This window comes from Amycolatopsis pretoriensis (assembly GCF_900107925.1).
GTDB classification, from domain to species: Bacteria; Actinomycetota; Actinomycetes; order Mycobacteriales; family Pseudonocardiaceae; genus Amycolatopsis; species Amycolatopsis pretoriensis.
Genome location: NZ_FNUJ01000005.1, coordinates 36,435 through 58,650 on the forward strand (window position 1 = coordinate 36,435; position 22,216 = coordinate 58,650).

The 22,216-nt window shown below is 67.8% G+C and carries 27 protein-coding genes and 1 tRNA gene; 13 read left to right on the top strand and 15 right to left on the bottom strand.

The features are described 5' to 3' along the window. Nucleotides 1-91: 91 nt before the first annotated feature. Genes BLV96_RS21810 through BLV96_RS49940 form a run of 5 tightly spaced genes read right to left on the bottom strand, consistent with a single transcriptional unit; the run spans nucleotide 92 to nucleotide 1,856 of the window. Complete coding sequence (locus BLV96_RS21810) at nucleotides 92-520, bottom strand: RRQRL motif-containing zinc-binding protein (protein ID WP_086679325.1); 429 nt, start codon at nucleotides 518-520, stop codon at nucleotides 92-94. Continuing rightward, on the bottom strand, nucleotides 517-894 hold the full coding sequence (locus tag BLV96_RS21815; RefSeq protein ID WP_244180394.1) for a hypothetical protein: 378 nt from the start codon (nucleotides 892-894) through the stop codon (nucleotides 517-519). The genes BLV96_RS21810 and BLV96_RS21815 overlap by 4 nt, the downstream gene beginning before the upstream one ends. After that, nucleotides 894-1,346 carry a Pycsar system effector family protein gene (locus BLV96_RS21820; protein ID WP_086679326.1) on the bottom strand — a complete coding sequence of 151 codons (453 nt, stop codon included), beginning with the start codon at nucleotides 1,344-1,346 and terminating at the stop codon, nucleotides 894-896. The genes BLV96_RS21815 and BLV96_RS21820 overlap by 1 nt, the downstream gene beginning before the upstream one ends. Beyond that, complete coding sequence (locus BLV96_RS21825) at nucleotides 1,346-1,639, bottom strand: hypothetical protein (RefSeq protein WP_086679327.1); 294 nt, start codon at nucleotides 1,637-1,639, stop codon at nucleotides 1,346-1,348. Before BLV96_RS21825 ends, BLV96_RS21820 begins: the two co-directional genes overlap by 1 nt. A gap of 40 nt (nucleotides 1,640-1,679) precedes the next feature. Beyond that, nucleotides 1,680-1,856: a hypothetical protein gene (locus BLV96_RS49940; RefSeq protein ID WP_158104195.1), complete on the bottom strand. Its 177-nt coding sequence runs from the start codon at nucleotides 1,854-1,856 to the stop codon at nucleotides 1,680-1,682. A gap of 116 nt (nucleotides 1,857-1,972) precedes the next feature. On the opposite strand from BLV96_RS49940, the gene BLV96_RS21830 reads away from it, so the two are divergent. Further along, nucleotides 1,973-2,755, top strand: a complete 783-nt coding sequence (locus BLV96_RS21830) for a GntR family transcriptional regulator (protein WP_086679328.1) — start codon at nucleotides 1,973-1,975, stop codon at nucleotides 2,753-2,755. 116 nt (nucleotides 2,756-2,871) lie between these two features. Then, complete coding sequence (locus BLV96_RS21835) at nucleotides 2,872-3,258, top strand: SCO5389 family protein (RefSeq protein WP_086679329.1); 387 nt, start codon at nucleotides 2,872-2,874, stop codon at nucleotides 3,256-3,258. A 454-nt stretch (nucleotides 3,259-3,712) separates the two neighbouring features. Here the strand turns inward: BLV96_RS21835 and BLV96_RS49265 are convergent, their stop codons facing one another. The 3 genes from BLV96_RS49265 to BLV96_RS21845 all read right to left on the bottom strand — a co-directional run bounded on the left by BLV96_RS49265 (nucleotide 3,713) and on the right by BLV96_RS21845 (nucleotide 8,301). Beyond that, nucleotides 3,713-4,174, bottom strand: coding sequence for a hypothetical protein (locus tag BLV96_RS49265; RefSeq protein ID WP_143051011.1), 462 nt, complete (start codon nucleotides 4,172-4,174; stop codon nucleotides 3,713-3,715). Between the two features lie 947 nt (nucleotides 4,175-5,121). Further along, nucleotides 5,122-6,714 (bottom strand): hypothetical protein, encoded by a 1,593-nt coding sequence (locus tag BLV96_RS21840; RefSeq protein WP_244180396.1) that lies wholly within the window; start codon nucleotides 6,712-6,714, stop codon nucleotides 5,122-5,124. An 801-nt stretch (nucleotides 6,715-7,515) separates the two neighbouring features. Next, on the bottom strand, nucleotides 7,516-8,301 hold the full coding sequence (locus BLV96_RS21845) for a maleylpyruvate isomerase family mycothiol-dependent enzyme (RefSeq protein ID WP_086679330.1): 786 nt from the start codon (nucleotides 8,299-8,301) through the stop codon (nucleotides 7,516-7,518). A 405-nt stretch (nucleotides 8,302-8,706) separates the two neighbouring features. Between BLV96_RS21845 and BLV96_RS21850 the strand changes: the two genes are divergently transcribed. The 4 genes from BLV96_RS21850 (at nucleotide 8,707) to lipB (ending at nucleotide 12,412) form a co-directional block, all read left to right on the top strand. After that, a complete protein-coding gene (locus tag BLV96_RS21850; RefSeq protein ID WP_086679331.1) occupies nucleotides 8,707-8,874 on the top strand; it encodes a DLW-39 family protein in 168 nt (55 codons plus the stop codon). A gap of 27 nt (nucleotides 8,875-8,901) precedes the next feature. Beyond that, nucleotides 8,902-8,974, top strand: a tRNA-Ala gene (locus tag BLV96_RS21855). A gap of 280 nt (nucleotides 8,975-9,254) precedes the next feature. Then, nucleotides 9,255-11,543, top strand: coding sequence for a type I restriction-modification system subunit M/S (locus BLV96_RS21860; RefSeq protein WP_086679332.1), 2,289 nt, complete (start codon nucleotides 9,255-9,257; stop codon nucleotides 11,541-11,543). Between the two features lie 233 nt (nucleotides 11,544-11,776). Continuing rightward, nucleotides 11,777-12,412, top strand: coding sequence for a lipoyl(octanoyl) transferase LipB (gene lipB, locus BLV96_RS21870; RefSeq protein WP_086679334.1), 636 nt, complete (start codon nucleotides 11,777-11,779; stop codon nucleotides 12,410-12,412). On the opposite strand, the gene BLV96_RS21875 is transcribed toward lipB, so the two are convergent. Further along, a complete protein-coding gene (locus tag BLV96_RS21875) occupies nucleotides 12,396-13,784 on the bottom strand; it encodes an alpha/beta fold hydrolase (protein ID WP_086679335.1) in 1,389 nt (462 codons plus the stop codon). The two genes, lipB and BLV96_RS21875, sit on opposite strands and share 17 nt — an antisense overlap. Before the next feature lie 61 nt (nucleotides 13,785-13,845). On the opposite strand from BLV96_RS21875, the gene BLV96_RS49945 reads away from it, so the two are divergent. Continuing rightward, nucleotides 13,846-14,007: a hypothetical protein gene (locus BLV96_RS49945; protein ID WP_158104196.1), complete on the top strand. Its 162-nt coding sequence runs from the start codon at nucleotides 13,846-13,848 to the stop codon at nucleotides 14,005-14,007. A gap of 30 nt (nucleotides 14,008-14,037) precedes the next feature. Here BLV96_RS49945 and BLV96_RS21880 read toward each other — a convergent pair whose 3' ends face one another. Genes BLV96_RS21880 through BLV96_RS21890 form a run of 3 tightly spaced genes read right to left on the bottom strand, consistent with a single transcriptional unit; the run spans nucleotide 14,038 to nucleotide 16,481 of the window. After that, entirely contained in the window at nucleotides 14,038-15,165 is a 1,128-nt protein-coding gene (locus tag BLV96_RS21880; protein ID WP_086679336.1) for an SMP-30/gluconolactonase/LRE family protein, read from the bottom strand. Between the two features lie 52 nt (nucleotides 15,166-15,217). Then, the gene (locus BLV96_RS21885; RefSeq protein ID WP_086679337.1) at nucleotides 15,218-15,856 is read right to left on the bottom strand and encodes a pyridoxine/pyridoxamine 5'-phosphate oxidase; all 639 of its coding nucleotides are present in this window, start codon (nucleotides 15,854-15,856) and stop codon (nucleotides 15,218-15,220) included. A 1-nt stretch (nucleotide 15,857) separates the two neighbouring features. Continuing rightward, complete coding sequence (locus tag BLV96_RS21890; RefSeq protein WP_086679338.1) at nucleotides 15,858-16,481, bottom strand: hypothetical protein; 624 nt, start codon at nucleotides 16,479-16,481, stop codon at nucleotides 15,858-15,860. Between the two features lie 82 nt (nucleotides 16,482-16,563). Here BLV96_RS21890 and BLV96_RS21895 point away from each other — a divergent pair, with 82 nt between their 5' ends. Both BLV96_RS21895 and BLV96_RS21900 read left to right on the top strand, forming a co-directional pair. Beyond that, nucleotides 16,564-17,097: a DUF2020 domain-containing protein gene (locus BLV96_RS21895; protein ID WP_208608297.1), complete on the top strand. Its 534-nt coding sequence runs from the start codon at nucleotides 16,564-16,566 to the stop codon at nucleotides 17,095-17,097. Between the two features lie 147 nt (nucleotides 17,098-17,244). Then, nucleotides 17,245-17,697 carry a DUF6918 family protein gene (locus tag BLV96_RS21900; protein WP_086679339.1) on the top strand — a complete coding sequence of 151 codons (453 nt, stop codon included), beginning with the start codon at nucleotides 17,245-17,247 and terminating at the stop codon, nucleotides 17,695-17,697. A gap of 61 nt (nucleotides 17,698-17,758) precedes the next feature. Here BLV96_RS21900 and BLV96_RS21905 read toward each other — a convergent pair whose 3' ends face one another. Further along, complete coding sequence (locus BLV96_RS21905) at nucleotides 17,759-18,295, bottom strand: hypothetical protein (protein ID WP_086679342.1); 537 nt, start codon at nucleotides 18,293-18,295, stop codon at nucleotides 17,759-17,761. Between the two features lie 97 nt (nucleotides 18,296-18,392). Here BLV96_RS21905 and BLV96_RS21910 point away from each other — a divergent pair, with 97 nt between their 5' ends. Then, nucleotides 18,393-18,902 (top strand): peptidylprolyl isomerase, encoded by a 510-nt coding sequence (locus BLV96_RS21910; RefSeq protein ID WP_091389439.1) that lies wholly within the window; start codon nucleotides 18,393-18,395, stop codon nucleotides 18,900-18,902. Between the two features lie 38 nt (nucleotides 18,903-18,940). Then, nucleotides 18,941-19,900, top strand: a complete 960-nt coding sequence (locus BLV96_RS21915; RefSeq protein ID WP_167379692.1) for a rhomboid family intramembrane serine protease — start codon at nucleotides 18,941-18,943, stop codon at nucleotides 19,898-19,900. On the opposite strand, the gene BLV96_RS21920 is transcribed toward BLV96_RS21915, so the two are convergent. Together BLV96_RS21920 and crgA are read right to left on the bottom strand one after the other, a co-directional pair. Further along, nucleotides 19,897-20,316 (bottom strand): PH domain-containing protein, encoded by a 420-nt coding sequence (locus tag BLV96_RS21920; RefSeq protein ID WP_244180398.1) that lies wholly within the window; start codon nucleotides 20,314-20,316, stop codon nucleotides 19,897-19,899. The genes BLV96_RS21915 and BLV96_RS21920 overlap by 4 nt on opposite strands. 70 nt (nucleotides 20,317-20,386) lie before the next feature. Further along, complete coding sequence (gene crgA, locus BLV96_RS21925; protein WP_033261030.1) at nucleotides 20,387-20,653, bottom strand: cell division protein CrgA; 267 nt, start codon at nucleotides 20,651-20,653, stop codon at nucleotides 20,387-20,389. 184 nt (nucleotides 20,654-20,837) lie between these two features. On the opposite strand from crgA, the gene BLV96_RS21930 reads away from it, so the two are divergent. After that, nucleotides 20,838-21,899, top strand: a complete 1,062-nt coding sequence (locus BLV96_RS21930; RefSeq protein WP_091389443.1) for a class E sortase — start codon at nucleotides 20,838-20,840, stop codon at nucleotides 21,897-21,899. After that, entirely contained in the window at nucleotides 21,899-22,054 is a 156-nt protein-coding gene (locus BLV96_RS21935) for a hypothetical protein (RefSeq protein WP_086675995.1), read from the top strand. Before BLV96_RS21930 ends, BLV96_RS21935 begins: the two co-directional genes overlap by 1 nt. Nucleotides 22,055-22,216 lie beyond the last annotated feature (162 nt).

Genomic DNA, 22,216 nt, shown 5'->3' on the forward strand with positions numbered 1-22,216 from the left:
TTGGCTTGGGCGGCGGCTTCGCGGCGGGCGCGTTCGGCTTCTTCGGCCTGGCGCTGCATGTCGCAGTGCCAGGCACCGGAGTCGTTGGTGGTCACGCGGCCACCTCCACCCGGCCGGCATGCTCGCCCTCGAAGCAGGCCCAGCACTGCCGCGTGCTGGTCGGCACGCAGTAGTCCTGCACCTCGGAGCAGTCCACGCAGGTCCGGCGGGCCTCCATCGCGCGGTCCAGCTGCCCCGGCACCGGCGGACGCTTGGCCGCGGCCCGCTCGACGGAGAACAGCTCCGCGACGGTCTCCCGGGCGTAGGGCTTGACGTGCCGGAACACCAGCAGCGCCAACGGGTCCTGACCGTTGGGCCGCAACCCGACCTCTCGCAGCTGCGAGCGGGTGAGCAGGGTCGAGGGGGCCTCGCCCCACCCGAACACCGGCAGCCCGTCCCGCTCGCCGCGGCACAGCGCCACGTGGTGCGTGCGGCCGTCGAACACCGTGGTCACCACCTGCCGGCGGCGGCGCGGGTTCACTGCACTTCTCCGGTGATGCTGTCCAGCTCGGCAACCGCCAGCAGGCGCAGCTGCGCGGAGACGTCGAGGTAGACCCGGGCACGCTCGCGCTTGGCCGCGGCCGGCACCGTGTCGTTGGCCAGCAGGAACGCGGCGTTCGACATCAGCGACAGGCCGAGTTCGTGCAGGCGGCCGGAGACCTCGCGGGAGATCAGGCTGTTTAGTTCGTCCGGGGTGTAGGTGAACGTCGCGGCCTCGCGGGCCGGGGCGGTGGTGTCTACCATCTGGGGTTCCTCCGTGCGGTTTCGTGACTGGGCGGTGGAACCCGGCGCGGTCGGCGCGTTCTTGGCGGAGTGGGCCGCCGCGTCGGGGTGGAAGATCAGGCGAGTGGTCATCACGCCACCGCCAGCACAAGCGCGACGGCCAGCAGCGAGAGGCCGATCACCAGCAACACGACGGCGCGGCTGATGCGGCGGTACTTGCACACCGCGGTCCGCCCGATCTGCGCGGCATCGGTCGCGACCCGGACCGCAGACCCGGCATCCGGCGCGTCCAGCAAGGTCGACGGGCCGTTGAGTGCGGCGTCCAGCCACGTGCCCGGCGTCGGCTCCGACAGCCGCGGTCGCAGCGCCGAGAGCAGCACCAGCACGGATGCGAAAATCGGCGTTGCCGCCGTCCACAGCGCGACCGTGGCGGACACCGACACCTGACGCGTGGTCAAGGCGACGACACCGGCGAGCGCGGCACCCACCAGCGACAGCAGCGTGGTGACCTTGGTGTCGGCCTTACGGAGTTCGTCCCGCGCGTGGTCGTGGGCCTGCTGAACGTGCTGGGGAACGTCGCTCATCACGCGGCCTCGCCATCGGCGGACCGGATGACCTGCACGCGGGTCGGCAGTGCCCGCAGGGCCTCGCGGCCGGCGCGGCGACGTGCCCGGCTCGCCCGGCGCTGATCGGTGAAGTCGTACCGGTAGGCGGCCTCCGCGGCCTGCTCGTCCGCGGCCAGCTCGCCGTAGACGTCCTGCAACATCGCGTCGATCGCCGCTTCGGTCAGCCCGTCCGGGTAGACAGCCTCGCCGGCGAACTCGTCGGTGACCGATACGGCGGCGTCGATGCGGCGGCGGTAGACGTTGGTGTCCATTGCGAAGTCCCTTCTAGAAACGTGCTGGTCAGTGGGTGTGTCAGAACGAGTGGAAGAAGGTCACGAGGCTGTGCACGAAGTGCCGCACGAGCGCAGCCGCCTCCAACGGCGACGACACGACGAACACCACCAGCGCGACCACGATGGCCAGGCCGACGAGCTTCCGGCCGATGCCCGACCCGACCTTGAAACCCGGCATCATCTGCTGCCTCGACATTTGGACCCTCCTGCTAGAGTTGGTGTACCAACTTGAGTTGGTGCGCCAACTATGACACAGACCCCAAGTGGGAACAAGAGGTTGGTGCACCAACTTTGATGAGAGGGAGTTGATCAATGTCCGGTCAGACCCCTGGGCACCTGTACGAGCGGATTGCCGCGGCCCTGAGAGACCAGATCCTCGCTCGCACGCTCGCCCCCGGGGCGCGCCTGCCGACGCGTGACGACCTCGCTGCAACGTTCGGTGCATCCGAAACCACGGTTCGTTTGGCACTCGACCTGCTCGAATCGGAGGGCCTGATCAACCGCGGGCGAGGTGCGGCTCCCACTGTTCGCCTGTACGACCCTCTGATCCGGCGAGCTGAGCAGCACTACAAGTCCGAGCCGGGCGCGCCGTTCGCCGAAGAGGCGATCGCGACCGAGCGCGTGCCCAGGTACAGCCACGAGACACGTCCCGACCGGGCCGGGCTTGAGACTGCGCACCGGCTCAAGATCGGAGTCGGAGATGAGGTGATGCGCACGGACTACGTCTCTTACGCAAACGACGAACCGATGATGCTGACCACGTCGTATGAGCCGTTGGCGATCACGCGCGGAACGCCGATCGAGAAGCCGGAAGAGGGCCCGCTCATGGGTGCGGGGATCGTCGACCGGTTCACCAGCATTGGCCTACGCCCGACCGCCGTGGTCGAGCGGCTGCACTCCCGGATGCCGCGACCTTCCGAGGTTGAGGCGCTAGCGCTCAAGCCGGGAATACCGGTGATCGTGATCGTTCGAACGTCGTACGCCGGCGAAACCCCGATCGAGACCGCGGACATTCTTCTTGCCGCCCATCAGTACAAGCTTGAGTACGTCACCAAGGTGGCCCCGCTCGGAAACGGCGAGGCCAGCACGACGTAGCCGCCCGTGAATGTGACCGAACGTGAAGGCCCCCATCAGCTAGATGGGGGCCTTCCGTCATCGGGGGAACTGTGGATGAATGGAGATGACAACCAAGTTCATCACAGGAGGTCACCATGTCGTTGACGGTTCCGCAGGCGCTGCTTGAGCAGGCACAGCAGGGAACGATCAAGGAGGAAGACTTCCTCGCGTGCATCCAGACGTCCCTGCCGTACGCGTGGTCAGTCGTCGCGGGCACGGCGGAAAAGCTGAACGCCAACGGGGGCGTCGTCGAGGTCAACGAGGACGTGCCGCAGACCGACGAAGAGTGGGGGCAGCTCTTCCGGCTGATGGCTAGCGACTCGATGCGCGCAGCAGTCGAACGGAAGTTCGGCGTGAGGCTCGCCTTCCAGAACTGCTGCAAGGTCGGCGCGTTCGCGCCGGGCGCCACGTCCGAGTACGAAGAGTTCACCTCGATGCGCGCACAGGTGCTCAACCAGAAGCCCGAGCTGTTGAACTGCTAGCTTCGGAACCGGAACGCACCGTCGGCGCCGAGCAGGGCCAAACTCGCGGCGGCGGTGCGTTCCCCAAAGAGCCAGTCAGCCGACCTGCCGCAACTCGCCTAAGGCTGCGACAACGCGGTGGTTGGACGTCGGAATCGGCACAGGCGTTCTGAGGGCCGGTTTTCGCAGGTTGTCAGAACGTGGCTTGCGCCCGTGGCCGCGGGGAGTGACACCTGCGGGGTGTCGTCACTGCCACACCTGTCACTCTGTCGCTCTACCCTGCCTGACCTGCGACTTTAGCTGTGACAGGAGAGTGACACCTTCGGTGACAGCTCTTCTCCCGCACTAATTCTATGTCTCTGTAGTCACCGGGAACGAAAAGCGGCTGAACCAGGGGGTGATGGGCGCTACTGCGCCGCAGCAAAATTGCGCCAGATTAGTTCCGCCACCACGCTCACTGATACGTTCAAGCACTTCAATGATCACTATCCTTTTCGCGCAATACAACAGGTGAACCGAAGAAGAATTCGCGCTTGAACCACATGCGAAACCGATATAAACGCTTGTCAACTCCCGTCTCAGATCGGGCGACTCGCTGGAATTCCTCCATAGGCTCTCTGAAATCTTCCAATTTACGCGAGGTGCGCCAGACGCCAAGAGCATCAGCAACATCAGAGTACAGTTTTGCGGCACGAGGACTACCGTGCATTTCTATGTCTCCCAGCGCAGCTAGAACTTGCTGATAGACACCTTCAACCTTCTCGTCTTCGTCAGCAAAAGGTATGCCGACCATCGCCGATATTCCCGAAGAGTACGCGTCGCGTTTGAGCTCACTTAGCTTGGCCCGGCGCCCCTGCCAAGCTGTGATGACGGGTGCCACAATGGTCCCACTGACACCGATTCCCGCACCTACCAGCGCGGCAGTAGTTGCGTCCATTTACGCCCTCCAGGCGGCTTAACACGATCTTGATGAGAAGTCGCATTGAGGCTGACAGCCGTTACGGAACGTGCAGGTCCGTCGACGTCACCTACGGCCGCAGACGCCGCCGGCTCTACGCCCTGCGGCCTCGCGGCGAGCCGGACGAAACCGGTGGGCGCTCGGGATCTTCCACCTCGAACTCGCCGCCGGCGGGGGCGGCGGCGACCAAGCCACCGGCTTCACGAAGTGTCCGTGAGCGGCCGACAACCACGCTGAGACGGGACAGGCGGCCGCGGGCGGAGTTCGTCGGCACCGAGACGCCCAATACGGAAACGGCGCGTCGTGCGCGCTCTCAGGCCCGACAGGGGTCGGAAATTTCGCTGCCTGAGGACGCCGTACGCCGCCGAACGCCCGCCCCCTGGTGTGGTCGGACCACAGGGACCGACAGAGGGGATCTGAGGGCCGATTTTGACGGGCGTGCAGAGCGCGGGCTCTTCACGTGCCGCTGCCAGGGTGAGTGACACCTGTGGGGTGTCGTCACTGTCACACCTGTCACTCTGTCACTCTACATAGTCTGACCTGCGGTTTTAGGTGTGACAGGCGAGTGACACCCTCGGTGACAGCTCTTTTCCCACACTAATTCTATGTCTCTATAGTCACTGGAAAAGGGAAAAGCGGCTGAAGCAGGGGGGTGGCACACCTCCTCCTGTTTCAGCCGCTTTTCCCTAGTGGCCCACGGATGGCCCACGGATGGCCGCACACGGCTGCACACTGCCGCATCTGGCCGCACACGCAAAGAAGCCCGCGCCTGGCATATGCCAAGGTCACGGGGCTTCTTCGCAGCGTGGCGGGTGAGGGATTCGAACCCCCGTAGGCGTAAGCCAACTGGTTTACAGCCTGTCCCCGGACGCTGCGCGTATCAGGGGTTGCCGCTTCGAGACCTCGCCTAAGTCAGGCGGCAGTGCTCAGGTGGGTTTGCGTACGAGGCCGGTGTAGGCAGCGATGGCGAGGGTGGCCAGGCCCCAGAGGAGGGCTTGAAGTGCCCAGAGGATGGCGGTGAAGGTTTGACCCCAGCCAGTGGTGGTGTCGAGGTCGCAGTGGGCGCGGATACCGGTGGTGCCGAGGGGTAGGCCGCGGTCGATGCCGAGGCCAATGAGTTCGACGGGTGAGCAAGGGGTGCCGGGGGTGACGGGTTTCGCGGTGGCGGGTGGGACGCGTTCGGCGGCGTGGTGGCCGGGGTGGGTGGTGACGTGTCCGGCGAGCAGGCTGAGGGCGGCGGCGAGGGTGAGGACGACGGCGAGGGCGGTGACGAGACGGTGGGCACGGTAGCCGTAGCGGCCGAGCCAGCCCCATATTCCATGTCGCCACTGTGCGATTCGGTTGCCCAAAGCCTCGGGGGTGCGGCGGCGGAGGTCGTTTTGTTGAGTGATCAGCACTTCGCGGGCGTTGTTGTCGTGGCCGGCGGCGCGCTCGGTCGCGGCGAGTTGTTGGAAGGGCTGGGGCCAGTAGGCGGGGGTGTGGTGCACTAGCAGGTGCAGCCATTGACGCCACGATGTCTCCCGCAGGACGGGGTAGGTCAATCCGTGGGCAATGATGGTGCGGTCGCCGTCCGGGCAGCCGCGGCGGCTCGTCGTCTGCCGACTGGTCGGGCACACGACCGCCGGTAGGAGCAGTAACGCCCCGGTGATCTGCGCCTCATGCATGACCAGGAGCGGACCTGAGCTGCTGTCCAGCCGGGACACCAACAGCGCAGTCTGGCCGCCGATTTGGGCACCGGCCAGCCGGATCGCACCGAGTTTTCCGGCGCCGGTGATGGTGGCGTCCTTAATGAACAGGTCGCTGTCAGTGCGGAGGCCGTCGGCGTAAAGCGCGGGGCCGGTGGTGTTGGTGATGGTGATTCGATCGAGGCTGAGTGGGCCGCTGATTTGGGCACCGGGGAGCCGGATCGCGCCGAGGTCTCCGGCGCTGGTGATGGTGGCGTCATCCATAAAAATGCCATAGCCGGTGCGGAGTCCGTCGGCGTGCAGCGCGGGGCCGGTGGTGTTGGTGATGGTGATTCGATCGAGGCCAAGTTGGCCGCTGATTTGGGCACTGGGGAGCCGGATCGCGCCGACATCTCCGCCGCCAGTGATGGTGGCGTCCCGTATGAAGAGGTGGCTGTCAGTGCGGAGTCCGTCGGCGTGCAGGTAGGAGAGCAAGCAGCGGTTCAGGTACAGGTCGCGAAGGTGCGCATGTCGGCAAACGATGCCGTCCGGGAGCGCAGACTCGTACAAGTCCAGGCCGGTGACGGCGGTGACGTGATCGAGGTCAAGCTCTCCGATGACCCGCACTCCCGCTAGCCGGATTCCACGGGGGTCGAGGTCACCGTGCAGGCCGCGGAGGAGATCGCGGAGCAGATCGGCTCGTACCCGCAGTTCGGGGTTGTCGGTGACCGCCAGCTCCTCCACCGTCATCATGGTGGCGGAATCGGCGAGGTCTCCGCGGCGGGCAGTTTCGACCACCTGTCGCTCCACCTCGGTCAGGTCGGTCAGCACGGGGGAGGGCTGCGTTTCGTCCACACCACCACAGTCGATTGCACGCAACGGAATGTGACATCTGACCACCCCACCTCACCGCGGAGTCTGTCACGGCGCGCTGTGACACCAGCGGGGGCGGCGGCTACCACGCGAATGACTTCACGAAGTGCCTGTAGTCAAGCGGGAACCCGTGCCGACGGCCCGGGTTCCGGCTCATCGGCACGAGACGACTCAAAGCGGAAAACGGCCGCGCTGTGCCGCTCTCAGCCCTGACAGGGACCGGAATTTCGCAGCCTGAGGACGCCGTACGCGGGCGAACGTGCGCATCCTGGTGTGGTTGGACTGCGGGAACGGTAGATGCGCTCTGAGGGTCGGTCTTGCGGACCTGCGGAGCACGGACTCTGCGCCTGCCGCCCCGGGTGAGTGACACCTGTGGGCTGTCGAGACTGTCACACCTGTCACTCTGTCACTTTGCATGGTCTGACCTGCGGTTTTAGGTGTGACACGGCGGTGACACCTCCAGTGACAGCTTCTGTCCCACACTAACGGTATGTCTCAGTAGTCACTAAGAACGAAAAGAGGCTGAACCAGCAGTGTGGCGGCGGGCCCCCCTGCTGGTTCAGCCTCTTTTGAACCGCTGGGTGTCAAAGTGAGTGACAATCTGGGTGGCGGAGCGTGGACCTTCATGGACGTTGGCGGACCGTGAATGTGCTGGCCAGAATGGTTTGAGCGAGTTCAAGAACGGTCGAATTTGCCCTGATAACGAAGAGGTCCCAGGTTCAAGTCCTGGTAGGCCCACAGAACAAGGCCGGTTCGCAGTTCGCGAACCGGCCTTGTTCATTTTCAGCCGGCGTCGTGGGCGGTGGTTTCGAGCCAGTGCCGGGCAAGCGCGGTCTCGCCGTCGATGGTGATTTCGCGGTCGGCGAGGGGAAGTCGCCGAGTCAACGTCAGCAGCAGCGAGCTCGCCGGGCCGGTCAGCGTCACGTCGGCTGGTCGGGCTCCGGGTTGCCACTTCGCCCCCTCCGGCCGCCGTTCGATGAACCACGCGTCCGGGGTGTCGGTGGCCTGCCACAGCAATGTCTGCCCGGTGCCGCGGATGCCGTGCGCGGACTCGGATCGCTGCAGCTCCCACGTCGGCGAAGTGAGCATCGTCAGGTGGTTGGAGATGAGCGCGGCCGCGACGGTGGCGTCGATGTCGGCCGGCTGGTTCGCCGCGTTGGACGCGTCGAAGCCGTGGATGACCGCCTCGTTGACCATGCTGGTCAGCCAGAACTGCGCGCCGGAACGTTCGTCCCCCGCGGCGTTGAACACGGGTGCGTCCATCGCGTCGTCGGAGCACGCGTTCGCCACGCGCTGTGCGGACTCCGCCAGCCACGCTCGCCACTCGGCCGGGTCGGCCGGGGCTGCGGCCATCTCGGTGGGCAGCTGGGTGGGGTCGGTGATGCGCCGCTCGATGATCTCCGCGACCCAGTGCTGGGTCTGGCCGATGTGCGCGACCAGGTCGGAGACGGTCCACGCCGGAGCGGTCGGCACGGCGGCGCCGGGTCCGGCCGCGACAGCCGCGTTCGCCAGCCGGCGGGTGTGGTCGACGATCGCTCGCCGGGCTTGGTCGGTGCTCAGTTCGGTCATTGCTCGCCCCTCGGTCGGTCGCTGGTTCGCCTTCGACAACGCGTCGAACGAGGGTGGCAGGAATCGACAGAGCCCGGATACAGGTCAGCCCTGCCGGGAAGAGAATGAACCGGCAGGGCTGAGCGGTCACGGTCGGCGCGCATCACGGTCGCCTCTCGGCGAAGTGGCTCAACACGGCTCCAGCCGAACGGAACTCCGCGAAGGCGGTGGTTGAGGCCCGGGGGACACGGTGGGCACGTCGACCAGTGGGTACAACGAGACACCCCGCCCCCGTATTTCCGCCGAAGTGTGACCTGCGTTACCTGCGCAATCGTGGTTCCACGTGGAACCACCGCCCCCGACGGTGGCCGGGGCCGGTGCAGTAACATCGCGGGGTAAGGGAAGCAAGCTGAGAAGGGGGCTTCGGTGAAGAAGCTGCTGGCACTCGCGGTCATCGCGGGCGGCGTCCTGTTCGTCGTGAAGCGCAACAAGGCGGCCAAGGCGGAAGCCGACCTGTGGCGCGAGGCGACCGCGCCGGTCCCCTCGAACAACGGCACCACCCCGGCCAAGCCGGCGGGTGCGTCCCACAACTGATTTGCCGCGGGCACTTCGCCCGCACCCGGGGCTGTAGCTCAATTGGTAGAGCACCGCCTTTGCAAGGCGGGGGTCAGGGGTTCGATTCCCCTCAGCTCCACAACATCCATGGTTCCGCGAAGCCGGTACGGAGACGCCGTACCGGCCTTTTGCTGTACTGTCACGCGTGAGTGCCCTTAACAAAACGCCAGATCGTTGCGGGGCTGAACTGGCTGCGATGGTGACTCAGATAGCCTCCTGACAAGGATACTTACATGTTGTCGTCGCTGCCTCGCAGCTACGGCGTGGAGTGTGAACTCTAGTAGCACTGCAGTGCTACCTTGCTGTGCACTGTCTCGGTTCCTATCGTTGGTCAAGAACATCGACGAAGGAGGGGGACCATGACAGCGGCAGATGCGACTGACGACCGCCTGGTGTCGAGGGCACAGATCGCGGTGCTGGCGGGAGTCCAGCGCCCGGCCGTCACGAACTGGCAGCAACGCCATCCTGACTTCCCGCAGCCGGACCGGTCGGAGGGTGGGGAGTACTTCCGGGCCGGTCAGGTCATCGCGTGGCTGGGTTCGAGGCAAATCCGAGAAAGTGCTCTGCTCGCGGACGAATCCCCGGGGGCGACGTACGGCGAGCGGATGCGGCGGCGGCTTGCCGAGCCCGAACAGAAGACTGCTCGACCGCCGTCGAGAGCGGTTGAACCATCCGGAGGGCAGTCGGCCGATCGGTTGCTGGGGCCGTTGGCGAACCGAACCCGCGGTTCCGCGTCCGCCGGGGACTACTTCGACCTGATCTTCTCGCTGGTTCTGCTGCGTTCGACCGGAGCCGACAGCTGGAACGAGCTAGCACGGTTCGCGACCGCGGACCGGTCCCCTGAGGACGTCCGACGGCTGCTGTTCACGGTTGGCAATCTCGCCGACGAACAACTGCGCAGAATGGGACTCACGCCTGGACTGCGGTCATCGGTGGCGGTCATCCGGCCGGAGTCACCGCGGGACTTGGCCGAGGTCGTCGCGTTGACCGGCGAAGTCGGTCCCGTCGCGTTTCGAAAGCTGCTCAGGGCATATGAGACGGCAGCTGTCATGCGAAGCGACACGGTCTTCACACCACAAAGCCTTACCCGTCTGATGGCTCGCTTGGTCGCCGGTGTGGGCAAGCGTCCGCTTCGGGTCCTCGATCCCTACGCCCGTGGGGGCGAGTTGCTGGCCGCCGTGTCCGAAACCACGACGGCATCGAGCCTCCGCGGTATGGGACCGGACCGGGCCATGCTCCGGATCGCCGGGATCAACCTCGCACTGCACGGCGTGGTGGCCAAGCTCGAGCGGTTCTCGTCGATGCCGTGGGAAACCTTCGACCCGGTCGAAGGCAAAGCGGACGTCATCGTCTGCAATCCGCCTTTCAACGGGAGTTCCGCGCGCCTCGATCCTGATAAGCCGACGTGGTCGTTCGGTCCGGTGCCTGCCGGAAACGACAACTTCGCTTGGGTGCAGCACGTGGTGCAAGCCCTCGCGCCAGGCGGTAGAGCGGTCGTGCTGATGCCCGGCAACGCCGCGGTTTCGGCAAATCAGCGCGAACGCGACATCCGCCGGAAGCTCGTCGAGGAAGGGGCAGTGGAATCGGTCGTCGCACTGCCGGCTCGGATGTTCCCCACGACGCCGATCCAGGCGTCCATCTGGGTTCTTAAGAGCCCGGACGGAAACCGTGGGCCAGTTTTGTTCGTCGACGCGCGCAGGCTCGGCCACCGGGTCGAGAAGTCCTATGTCTTCGCGGACTCGGACATCGACGACATCGCGGGGGAACTCGTTTCGTGGCGTGACTCCGGCTGTCGTGCTGGTCGCCGGTCCGCGCTCAGCGCATCCGTCGAGGCGAGCGAGATCGCCGAACCCGAATACTCGCTGAGCCCCGCTGAGTACGCGCGCATGGCCGACACCGCAGAAGGAACGGAGGACCACCTCGAGATTCTCGTGCGGACAACAGCCGAGACTGAGCGTCTTCGTGCGCAAGCCGAGGATTCGGACGCCGCCGTGGCCGAGTTCAGCGGCTCGATCAGCCGAGTCGGCCGAATCCGGAAAGAGCGGCAGGCGAGGTTGAACGAACTGTGTGAAATCAATCCCGGGCCGGCGCAGAATCTGTTGAAGAAGTTCGAGCAGAGCATCGCCCAGGCGGTACCGGTGGTCTTACCCAAGCACCTCACCGATCGACGCATCGTCATGGCTGCCGACGAGCGGAAGGTCTCCGACCAAGCGGCAGCGGAGCTTGGCAGGTTCCGGCTGAGGGTGCACGACATCGTTTGTGTGCGAACTGGAAGCACGGGTCCGAGTGCGTTGGTGGAGGAGCACCAGGAAGGGTGGGTGGCGGGGACCAATCTGCTGAGATTGCACAAGTTCAAGACTGACGTCGTCGACCCGCTGTACCTGCTGGCTTACCTGTCGCTACCTGCCGTGGTGACGTGGATCCAAGAACGCTCGAGGGAGGCCACCGCGGTACCGACCCTCAGCAAGAGCGCCCTCAGTCAGCTCAAGGTGTCCTTGCCGTCGCTCGACGAGCAGATCCAGATCGGTTCGTGGCTGCGGACCGCCGACGAACAGGTCGCCGCTCATCGCGAGCTGGCGAAGGCCGTGGTACACCGTCGCGCCGCGATGGTGCCGTGTCTGATGGGGGGCCTTTTCGATGGAAAATGAAAACGACGGAGAGCGTGCTTCGAGCACATTCGGCGTGCGGTACTTGTGGCTGGTTTGCGTGGTCCAGTTCTCTTTGCTCGTCGCCGTGGTGGCAGGCGTCGTGAAGAAGGCAACGGGGGTTTCGGCGTGGGACGCGGTGTTGTTCGGGGGTGGGGCTTTCTGCGTCGTGATCGGCCTCTGTCTCACGGTGCGTCAGGCACTGCGGCAGTCCTGATCGCGCTAGGTTGGAGTCTGTGGGATGGCCCGTCAAACGCGTCGACCTCGGTGAAGTCGACTATCACCGAGCCCTCGCCGACATGCGGACGTGGGTCGAGGAGCGGCAGCAGAACCTCGCCGAGGATCGGCTCTTCCTCCTCAGCCACCCGCCGATCGTCACCTACGGGCCGCGCACCAAACCCGAAGACCTTCCCGCCGGTTTGCCCGCCGTCGAGGTCGATCGGGGCGGCTTCGCCACCTACCACGGGCCCGGGCAGCTCGTCGGCTACCTCGTCGTCGATGTCAAAGCGCGTGGGCCCGTCGACATCGTGCGGTGGCTGGAAAACGGGCTCGTCGACGCGCTAAACACCCTCGGCTTTCCTGCTGGCCGAAGGGAATCGCCGCACGGGCACTCTAGCCTCGCCGGCGTCTGGACGCCTGATCACCGCAAGGTCGCCTCCATCGGCATGCGCATCCGCCGCGGCGTCACGAGCCACGGCTTCGCGCTCAACGTCGACCCGGACATGACAGCCTTCCACCACTTCACCGCCTGCGGACTCGCCGACGTCGCCATGGTGTCCCTCGCCGAACTCGCCGCCGAACAACAGCGAGGGACACCGACCGACGCCGAAGTGCGGGACGCCGTCTTCGAGAGCCTTACTTCAAGAAGCTGATCACCGCGTCCCGGCCCGCGTGGCCGCGTTCGCGGTTCTGGATCGAATGGGACTCGCCCGGGACGATCACCAATTGGCCCCGCGGGGCCTGCGCCGCTTCCTCCCGAGCCCACTCCAGCGGCGTCGACAAGTCACGGTCGCCGTTCAGCAACAGCACCGGGACGTTCGGCAGCCGCGACGCCGGGTTCGAGCCCGGATGCTCGGCCGGCCATGGCAAGCAGCTCTGGATGAAGCCCTGCTGCGTCGCCACTTCCGTTGTGTACGGCCAGGTCGCCGACGCCGGCAGCGCACGCGCCGTCAGGGACAACAGCGGCTGGCGCCAGGACACCGGCGTCGCCGACGAGCCCCATGGAAAACGCTGGTCCGCGCACAACGTCGCCGCGTGCAACCCCGAGCTGAACGATGCCGGGTCGTCGCCGCCTGATTTGTACGCCTCCAGCAGCGAGTCCAGCTGTGCCGGCGAGCCCGTCCTTGCTGCGTGGAGCGCGCCGATCACGTCGCCCGCGGACGGGTTGCGGTACGTCGGGTCGACGAACTCGTACGTGACGATCAGGTCGAAGATCTTCACCCCGTCGGCCGTCCCGCGGTGGCGGACCACCCACGCCAGGTCCTGCGCCGGGTCGTAACCGCAGGCCGGGGCCACCGCGCACGCCGCGCGCAGCACCCTGGCTTCGGCCGTCATCCCCGTCAAGTACAGCGACGCCGACGCGGACGCGTGGTGCGGCAGCACCGAATCCAGCACGACCTTGCTGACGTTGCCCGGGTGCGCGATCGCGTACCGCGCCGCCGTGAACGAGCCGTACGAGACGCCGTCCACCACCATCTTCGACGCGCCCAGCGCCTGGCGGAGCTGGTCGAAGTCCGCGACCGTCTGGTCGGTCGAATACAACGGCGCCGTGTTGCCGAGGATGCGCGCGCACTCGGTGACCGCCTCGCGCGTCGGCGTCGCGATGTCCGAACTGCCCATCTGGGCCTGCAAGCCCGGGCACCGCAGCGCGTTGGCGCCGGTGCCGCGCTGGTCCAGCGTGACGAACCGGTAGTCCTTGGCGACTTCCGGCATCCGCTGCGTCGCGATCCGCGTGATGGTTCCGACGCCGCCCTGGCCGGGACCGCCGGTCAAGAACAGCAGCACGCCCTTGGGCGCGGTCACGTTGTCCGCGGTCGCGACCGGCAGGTCGAGCGTGCCCGGTACGCGGCCGGACCGGTCGAGCGGCACGGTCAACGTCGAGCACGTGAAGCCCGGCTGGCCCGGGCACGGATGCGGGTCCGTCAGCGTCGGTCGTCCCCCAGGACGCGCGTCGGCCGCGGCCACACCCCCGAATGCGGCAGTCAACGCCAGGACCAGCCCGGCGGTCAGCAATTTCGAACGCATGATCCATCATCGCCACACCGGCCCGGGTGCCGCATACCCCCGAACGGCCATACTTGCGCGCATGACCACAGCGCGGCTGCGGGCCTGGTGGGCCCACCGGCAGGGCCTCGACGGCACCCTCCGCGGCGCGCCGGCGGCCGAAGTCCTCGAACGGACCGGCTGGGCCCGCTCGGTCGGCGGCTCCGCGCCCTACTCGCGGCCGCGGAGAAGTACCTCGGCGTGACGCCCCGCACGCCACCGTCCGATGTGGCGCTCAGGGCCTGACGCAGGAAATCTTCGCTCGCACCGCACCCGCCGGACTCGCTTCGCCGGCCGTGTTCGGGGCGTTGTCGCGGCGGTTGCCGTCGGAGTTCGTGACGCACAGGCGGCCGTCCGGTAGCAGCACCGGGCTCGTCGGGAACTCCAGTGGTCCCGCGTTGCGCAGCTTCGACGTCGCGTCCGCCGGGTTGCGGAAGTACTCGACGACCCGGCCGTCGCGGCGGGTCAGCACGATCGCGTTGCGCTCGTTCGCCGCCGTCCAGACGTTGCCCGCGCGGTCCACCACGATTCCGTCCGCGCCTTCCAGGTACGGGTGCTGTACGGACACGTCGTCCAGGCACAGCGTGTCCGCCGGGAACGCCGCGTCGCAGCCGGTCGCCGCGCGGGGGCGGCCCGTGCGGTCCATCGGTACGCGCCACAGCGCGCCGCGGGCCGTGTCCGCCACCAACAGGGTTCCGTCCGCCGTGAACGCCAGGCCGTTCGCGACGATGTGCTGCGAACCCGCGGTGTCCGCCGCGGTGCGGCCGTTCGGCGTGATCGTCACCGTGCCCGGTGGCAGGCCACGCACGTCGCGGCCGAGCCCGCCGGGGATGACGTCGCTGACCAGCGGCTGCACGCGGAACTGCTCGAGCGCGACGCCGTCCGCGCCCGCTCGCCACACCCGGCCCTGGCCGGTGCCGCCATCGGAAATCCACAGCGCGCCCGACCGGTCGAACGCCAGGCCGTTCGCGCCCGGGACGCCGCTCGTGAACACCGTCGCCGCCGGTGGGTTCGCCGCGTCCGGTACGAACGACACCACCGTGTCGGCGTTCGCGACGTACAGCCGGCCTCGGCGGTCGAACGTGAGCCCGGCGGGGTTGCACGGCGCGGGGATCTTGCCGACGACCGCGGCCGGGCCGCCGGTGGCCGCGACGCGGTAGACCGGGCACGGATCCGCGCCGCGCGCCGGCGAGTAGAGGTTGCCGCGGCCGTCGGTGGTCAGGCCTTCGAGGCCCAGCGGCGAGGCGAACACCGTCTCGAACACGGCTGGGTGCTGGGGAGACGAGACTTCACCGGCGGAAGCGCCGGAGAGCAATCCGGCGGACAGGGCGGCGGTGGCGGTCAGGACGACGGTTCGGCGCATGCAGGGCCTCCGTTTTGTCGGATTTCCTGCCTACGCCGCCGCGTCCGGCCCGTCAAGGCCAGAGGCGCTCGCGGACCCAGCCGCCGTCGGTCTTGCGGTACCGCAGCCGCACGTGCCGGCGGTCGTGACTGGCCTGCCAGAACTCGACCTCGTCCGGGTCGACGAGGTACCGCGTCCACGTTTCCGGGGCCACTTCGGGGTTTTCCTCGACCCAGCGCTCCGCTTCCGCGGCCGCCGCGTCGAGGTCCGCCGGGTCGTTCAGCACCTGTGACTGGTGCCCGATGAACGCCTCGACGCGCGACGCGGGCGGCCGCGCCAGGAAGTCCGCCGCGGACACCTCGGGCGCCGCGGGGGAGACCGGGCCGCGCAACCGGACCTGGCGGCCGCGGCCGGGCCAGAAGAACGTCAGCGCCGCACGCGGATCCTTGCGCAGCTGCAGGCCTTTCGGGCTTTCCGAGCTGGTCGCGACGGCCCAGCCGGCCGGGCCGACGTCCTTGAGGATGACGACCCGCGCGTCCGGCGCGCCATCGGCGTCCACTGTGGACAGGGTGACGGCGTGCGGCGCCAGCACGTGCTCACCGGCTTCGGTCAGCCACTCGACGAACAGTGTCCGCGGGTCCGCGGCGGCCGTTTCCGGCGTGAACACGGGAAGTTCTTCGGGGAACGACGGCCATCCGCGCAACGCGACCATGTCAGTAACCGTACGGCTGCTGTCCCGGCGGCGGGTAGCCGGGCGCGGGCGGTCCGGCGGCCGGCGGGGGCGGCACCTGCGGCGCGCCCATCGGCGGCTGCTGCTGAACTTGCGCCTGCTGCCACTGCACCTGCTGGTAGGCCTCGGCGGGCGGCGGGAAGCAGAACGTCAGCTTGGCGCGGATCGCGCCGTGCATCGCCGCGCCCCACATCTTCCCGCCGGTGAACGCGTACGTCTGGCCGGCGGTGAGGTCCACCGCGACCATCCGCGTCTCGCCGCCGAACTGGTTGCTCGTCTTCGCCGACGCCGCCTGCGCGGCGTCCGGGTACACGTGCTGGCCGACGAGCCCGGCGATCACGACCGAGGCCGCGGTCCAGCCCATGGTGCCGACCAGGTTGGCGCGCGCGTACTGCGTGGCGCGGCCGGTGAAGTCGTACAGCGCGGCCGCGTTGATCTCGGGGACGGCCGCCGCGATGACGCAGTAGTTCATCGTCGAGAGCATCACCGACTCGGCGAACAACCCGACGGGGCAGAGCGCGGGCCCGATCTGCACGGTCCCGAAGTTGCCGCCGGACCGCTGGATGCGCTCGGCCACCACGCCGAGGTACTGCTCGGGGGTAAGCACGACGCCATCGTCGCACGCCCCGCGGTCACGTCGACTTCAGCCAGCGGTTTTCACACATGCTTCATGGTTGACTGTGCGCGCTATGCGACGACTCGTACTTCTCGCGCCCGCCGTGGTCCTGCTGGCGGGCTGCGGCCCGACCCTCGTGGCCGGCACCGCGACCCCCAGCTCCCCGTCGGCGTCGGCCGGCACGACGGCCGGTTCGGAGCTGCCGCCGGACCCCCAGCCGGCCGCGACCGAGGACTGCCCGTACCTCGACAGCGAGTTCGTGGCGGACTCGAACGGCCAGCACGTGTCGAAGGTGCGGATCTCGGCGGACCAGCCGCACCCGGCGTGCTTCTTCTACCGCCCGGACGGGAAGGTCCAGCTCACTGTCCGTGTCTACGTCGGCGACGCGAAAACGGCGACGGCGTTGGTCAACAAGGCGGCGCCGGTCGACTCGTCGAACCCGGCCAGCGACCCTTCCGGCTGGAAGGGCGGCTACGAATCGACCGACGACGGCGCTGTTTACGCGGTGGCGAAGGGGTCCGCGGCGGTCATCGCGACCACCAACCAGAAGCAGAGCGTAAAGGCACGCACAGTGGTCAAGAAGGCTATCGCTGCCCTGAAGCTCTAGGTAGCGGGCTCCACACGGGTGAGTGATGTTGATCTTGTATTACCCTGTGCGTCACGCGCAGGCTTCGTGGACTCGCGCACCGCAGCCATCGGGGGATCCCCACCCCGGGGGCCGGGCACAAAATCTGCAACGCAAAGGACAAGATTCGTGGCTGACACCCTCAAGGACATCCTGCTCGACTCCAGCCGTCGTCCGGCTGTCGTGACCGACTTCGAGACCCTCGTCGACGCCGAGGTCTCGGACAAGGGCGGCGTTTCGGGTGCCGTCGTGAAGACCGGCTTCGCCGCGGTCAAGAAGATCAAGCCGGGCATCATCCCCTCGGCCGTCGACACGCTGCTGCCCGACTTCGCCACCGCGCTCGAGCCGTTCTACGGCGACTACCGCGCCAAGGGCGGCAACGACTTCGGTGCCTACCTGACCAGCCGCTCGGACGAGGCTTCCGACGCGCTGCTGAGCGTCACCGACTCGCGCGCCGAGCGCAGCAGCCGGGACAGCATCAAGAAGGTCTACTCGAAGCTGCGCCCGAACGGCAAGAAGAACGTCGAAGAGGCGCTGCCCCGCCTGGGCCAGCTCATCGACAAGCACACCGCGAACGCCTGATCGCACGCACGACTGAAGAGGCCCCTCGGGTGCACGCCCGAGGGGCCTCTTCGCGTCCGGTTCAGTTCTTCTTCTCGGCGGGCGCCGGGGACGGCGCCTTGCCGTTCGCCTGCGGGCTCGGCTTCGCCGCTTCGGCGGGCTTCGGCGCGGGCGGGGTGGCCTTCGGCGGCGCGGGGGCGACCGGCGGCTCCTGCTTCGACCGGAGCGCGTAGGCCGCACCGGCACCGACCACGACCAGACCGAGCAGCCACGGCCACTTGCGACGGCTGCGCGTGCCCTTCGCCGCGGCCTTCGCCTCGACGAGAGCGGCGGCGAAGTCCTTCTTCGCGGCCTTGAAGTCCTTCTTGCCGCGACGCTTCGAGTCGCCGGCGGCCTTCGCGGCCTTGATGGCGGCCTTCTTCGCCTTGCGGCCCGGCTTGCGCAGCTCGGAGAGCCGGGCGAGGGCCTCCTGGCGGGCAGCCTTCGAGCTCTTCTTGAGCTCCTTGCGGGTGAGCTCGGTCTTCTTCGCGAGCTGCTTCTGCGCGCGCCGGCCCTGCTTGACACCCTCGGAGAGGAGTTTGTCGGCGGTCTCGGCGGCCTGGGCTGTCGCCCGGGACATGGACTTCACCTCATCATTCGTTTTGACACTGCTCTGTTACCCGTAACCTATCGTGCCCCTTTTCGCCGCCGCCCGCTGCTGATGGCACGATGAACCTGTGAAAGCGACGCTGCACACCAACCAGGGTGACATCAACCTGAACCTCCTCCCCGACCACGCGCCGAAGACGGTCGCGAACTTCGTCGGGCTCGCGGAAGGCACCAAGGAGTACACCCAGCCGAACGCGGCGGGCACGAACTCCGGCCCCTTCTACGACGGTTCGATCTTCCACCGGGTCATCGACGGCTTCATGCTGCAGGGCGGCGACCCGACCGGCACCGGCCGCGGCGGCCCCGGCTACAAGTTCGGCGACGAGTTCCACCCGGAGCTGCAGTTCAGCAAGCCGTACCTGTTGGCCATGGCCAACGCGGGGCCCGGCACGAACGGCTCGCAGTTCTTCATCACGGTCGCGCCGACCACCCACCTGAACTTCCGGCACACGATCTTCGGCGAGGTGGCCGACCAGGAGTCGCGCAACGTCGTCGACGCGATCGCGCGCACCTCGACCGGCCCGGCGGACCGTCCGCTGACCGACGTCGTCATCGAGAAGGTCACCATCGAGCACTGACGGTTCCTCGACGGGAGTTTCGGTAGGTTGGTGACATCGTGAACCAACCGCCGAACCCCGCCGCCGAGCAAGCCGCGCTGCCCGGGTGCTGGTGGCACCCGAACCGCCCGACCGGACTGAGCTGTTCCCGGTGCGGGCGTCCGGCGTGCCCGGATTGCCTCCGTGAAGCCCCCGTCGGCTTCCAGTGCACCGACTGCGTCCACTCCGGCACCCAGCAGCAACGCCGGCAGCACCGCGACTACCAGGAAGCCGGGTTCGGCCAGCGCACTGTCTTCGGCGCGCGGCTGTCCCAGTCGGTGCTCGTCACCCAGGCCATCCTCGCGGTGAACGTCCTGGTCTTCCTGCTGACGGTCGTGCAGGCGGGCAGCCTCACCGACAACGACCTGTCGTCGGCGTTCCAGCACGGCGCCCTCTACGGCGACGCGACCCTCGGCCACGGCGAGTGGTGGCGCGTCCTGACCAACGGGTTCCTGCACTACGGCCCCCTCCACATCGCGGTCAACATGTTCTCGCTGTGGATGATCGGCCGGTCGCTGGAGCAGGTCTGCGGCCGCGGCCGCTACCTAGCGCTCTACTTCGTCTCGATGCTCGGCGCGTCGGCGTCCGTGCTGCTGTTCGCCGACCCCGCCGGGTTCCCCGGCACGGCGGGCGCGTCCGGTGCGCTGTTCGGCCTGATGGGCGCGTACGCGGTCACCGTGCTGAAGCTGCGCCTGAACCCCACCGGCCTGCTCATCACGCTGGCGCTGAACGCGTTCATCACGTTCGGCATCCCGGGCATTTCGATCTGGGCGCACGTCGGCGGCCTGGTGACCGGGGCGCTGGTCACCGTCGCGCTGCTCTACGCCCCGCAGGCCGGCCAGGCGCGCTGGCAGGCGATCGGCATCGGCATCATCACCGTCGCGATCCTCGGCCTGATCGTCTACAAGGGGTCGCAGTTCACGGCCGAGACCTGCCAGTACGTGCAGTTCCCGTTCGGCCGGTACTACGTCTGCCGCTAGCCGCGCGCACGCAGGGTGCTGAGGACGTCCAGGACGTCGCGGGGGTCCTCGCCGAGGTCGAGCCAGCCGAAGACGTACAGCTCGTCTTCGTGCTCGACCTCGAGCGTGACGCCGTCGCGGCCCAGCCGGCGGGTGGTGCGCAGCCGGGTGCGGGTCTGCGCCCACGGCAGCCGGTGCGTGCCGCCGAGCGTCCGCGCCACCAGGCCCTCGGTGCCCGCGGCCAGCCGGGGCCGGACGAGCGTCGAGTGCGCGGCGAAGGCGCCGACGGCCACCGTGGCCAGCGCGAACAGCACCAAGCCGCCGCGGTCGCCGGTGAGGGCGTCGGCCACCACGCCGATCAGCAGCAACGCGGTGACCGCCCACGCCGATACCACAAGGGCCCGACGCGGCGCCCACGAGGTGGGGTAGTTATCCACAGGGGTTATCCACACTGGGGATGAGTCACACCGGTGTAATTCGGCGTCAAGCCGCCATTCGGAGTAATAATCAGCGCCAACGCATAGTCATGAGCAGACCCGCGATCATCAGCGCGAACCCGCCGGCGAAGTTCCAGTTGCCGAGGTCGGCCATCCAGGAGATCTTGTCGCCGGCGATGTAGTTCACCAGCAGCCAGACCAGGCCCACGAGCATCAGCCCGAACATGGGGATCTTCCAGGCGAGACCGGTGGGACCGGCCGCCCGCACCTTCACCGGCGTGCGCCGGTCGGCAGGCGGGGTGTAAGCCGTCTTCTTGCGGACCTTGGACTTGGGCATCGTGTTCCTCGCGGTGCTGTTCGGGCTCGTCTGGTGGCGATGACCCGCCTGGGGTGCGCAACCAGCGCCACGTGCACACGTTAACGTAAATGACCGCAGGAAAGCAGCGGCCGGGAGTGGTCGGATTTCCCGTACCGTGACGTCGGGGTCACCAAGTGTTGGACGCGGCTTGAGAGGAGCTTGCGTGACTACGCGCGAAGGACCGGATGACGACCGGCGCAGACACCCCGGGCAGCGGCCCGCGCCCCAGCGCCGCCCGGTCCCGCCCCCACGTGGGCAAACGCCGCCCCGTCAGGCCCCCGGCCAGCCGCCGCGGCGTCCGCAGGGCCCGCCGCCCCGCCGGTACACCAGCCCGTCCCCGCCGCCCGGCGCGAACGAGGAGACGATCGTCTTCGCCCCGGTCAAGGGCGGCACCGCGACCAAGGAGAAGCCGGCTCCGCCGCTGGGCAAGGGCGGCGTCGCGATCCGGACGGCCGGCGAAGTGCTCATCACGCTGGGCCTGGTCGTGCTGCTGTTCATGGTCTACGAGCTGTACGTGACCGACCTGTTCTCGGCGGGCAAGCAGTCCGAGGCGAGCGACCAGCTCGACGGCGAGTGGGCGCACGACCGGACGCTGCACCCCGAGCTCATCGACGGCAAGGCGTTCGCCCGCATCCACATCCCGACGTTCGGCGTCGACTACAACTTCACCATCCAGGAGGGCACCGACGACGCCTCCCTGGAGGTCGGCCCCGGCCACTACAAGGGCACGTCGCTGCCCGGCGAGCCCGGCAACTTCGCCGTCGCCGGCCACCGCGTCGGCAAGGGTGCCCCGTTCAACGACCTGGACAACCTCTCCTCTTGTGACCAGATCGTGATCGAAACCTCGACCGACTTCTACATCTACAAGGTCCTGCCCTATGACGACGAGATGAAGGACTGGGCGGCGGGCAAGGGTGCCGACCCGAAGTGCAAGGGAGTCTCGACCCTGCGTTCCGGCGACGACGTCGACGCCGGCGCGTACAGCGAGACGTTCGGCCGCAAGGTCGTGCTGCCCAGCCAGGGCACCGCGGTGAACCCGGTCCCGTACAAGGACGCCGACACGCTGCCGAAGGCCCAGCAGGCCGCGCTCCTCACGCTGACGACATGCCACCCGCAGTTCTCCGCCAAGGAGCGGCTCATCATCACGTCGGTGCTGACCCAGCAGGTGCCGAAGGACCAGGTCAAGAACTACGGCGACCTGCTCTCGAAGATCGGGGAGGCCTGATGTACGCCTGGCTCTGGCGGAAGTTCCCCGGCCCGTTCGCGGTGAAGCTGACGATCGCGGTGGTTCTGGCGCTCGGTGTCGTGGCGCTGCTGATGTTCGTGGTGTTCCCGTGGCTGGAGCCGCGGCTGTGGTTCAACGAGGTCGCGGTCAACTGAGGTGGCAACCGGCCGGGCATATGCCGACGGAAGACACTTCGCCTTCCGCGAGGTGCCGCTGATTCCGAACCCGAACCGGCGGCCGGACCTGTGGAAGGCCGAAGTCGGCCGCTGTGCGAACGAGCCTCCGGCGCACCGGCGTCTCCCACGTGCTGATGCTCG

Excerpts from the sequence above, each read along its gene's own strand:
- BLV96_RS21815 (WP_244180394.1), bottom strand. The coding sequence starts at position 894 with ATGACCACTCGCCTGATCTTCCACCCCGACGCGGCGGCCCACTCCGCC.
- BLV96_RS21820 (WP_086679326.1), bottom strand. The coding sequence starts at position 1,346 with ATGAGCGACGTTCCCCAGCACGTTCAGCAGGCCCACGACCACGCGCGG.
- BLV96_RS21825 (WP_086679327.1), bottom strand. The coding sequence starts at position 1,639 with ATGGACACCAACGTCTACCGCCGCCGCATCGACGCCGCCGTATCGGTC.
- BLV96_RS49940 (WP_158104195.1), bottom strand. The coding sequence starts at position 1,856 with ATGTCGAGGCAGCAGATGATGCCGGGTTTCAAGGTCGGGTCGGGCATC.
- BLV96_RS21830 (WP_086679328.1), top strand. The coding sequence starts at position 1,973 with ATGTCCGGTCAGACCCCTGGGCACCTGTACGAGCGGATTGCCGCGGCC.
- BLV96_RS21835 (WP_086679329.1), top strand. The coding sequence starts at position 2,872 with ATGTCGTTGACGGTTCCGCAGGCGCTGCTTGAGCAGGCACAGCAGGGA.
- BLV96_RS49265 (WP_143051011.1), bottom strand. The coding sequence starts at position 4,174 with ATGGACGCAACTACTGCCGCGCTGGTAGGTGCGGGAATCGGTGTCAGT.
- BLV96_RS21845 (WP_086679330.1), bottom strand. The coding sequence starts at position 8,301 with ATGACCGAACTGAGCACCGACCAAGCCCGGCGAGCGATCGTCGACCAC.
- BLV96_RS21860 (WP_086679332.1), top strand. The coding sequence starts at position 9,255 with ATGACAGCGGCAGATGCGACTGACGACCGCCTGGTGTCGAGGGCACAG.
- BLV96_RS21875 (WP_086679335.1), bottom strand. The coding sequence starts at position 13,784 with ATGCGTTCGAAATTGCTGACCGCCGGGCTGGTCCTGGCGTTGACTGCC.
- BLV96_RS49945 (WP_158104196.1), top strand. The coding sequence starts at position 13,846 with ATGACCACAGCGCGGCTGCGGGCCTGGTGGGCCCACCGGCAGGGCCTC.
- BLV96_RS21880 (WP_086679336.1), bottom strand. The coding sequence starts at position 15,165 with ATGCGCCGAACCGTCGTCCTGACCGCCACCGCCGCCCTGTCCGCCGGA.
- BLV96_RS21885 (WP_086679337.1), bottom strand. The coding sequence starts at position 15,856 with ATGGTCGCGTTGCGCGGATGGCCGTCGTTCCCCGAAGAACTTCCCGTG.
- BLV96_RS21895 (WP_208608297.1), top strand. The coding sequence starts at position 16,564 with ATGCGACGACTCGTACTTCTCGCGCCCGCCGTGGTCCTGCTGGCGGGC.
- BLV96_RS21905 (WP_086679342.1), bottom strand. The coding sequence starts at position 18,295 with ATGTCCCGGGCGACAGCCCAGGCCGCCGAGACCGCCGACAAACTCCTC.
- crgA (WP_033261030.1), bottom strand. The coding sequence starts at position 20,653 with ATGCCCAAGTCCAAGGTCCGCAAGAAGACGGCTTACACCCCGCCTGCC.
- BLV96_RS21935 (WP_086675995.1), top strand. The coding sequence starts at position 21,899 with ATGTACGCCTGGCTCTGGCGGAAGTTCCCCGGCCCGTTCGCGGTGAAG.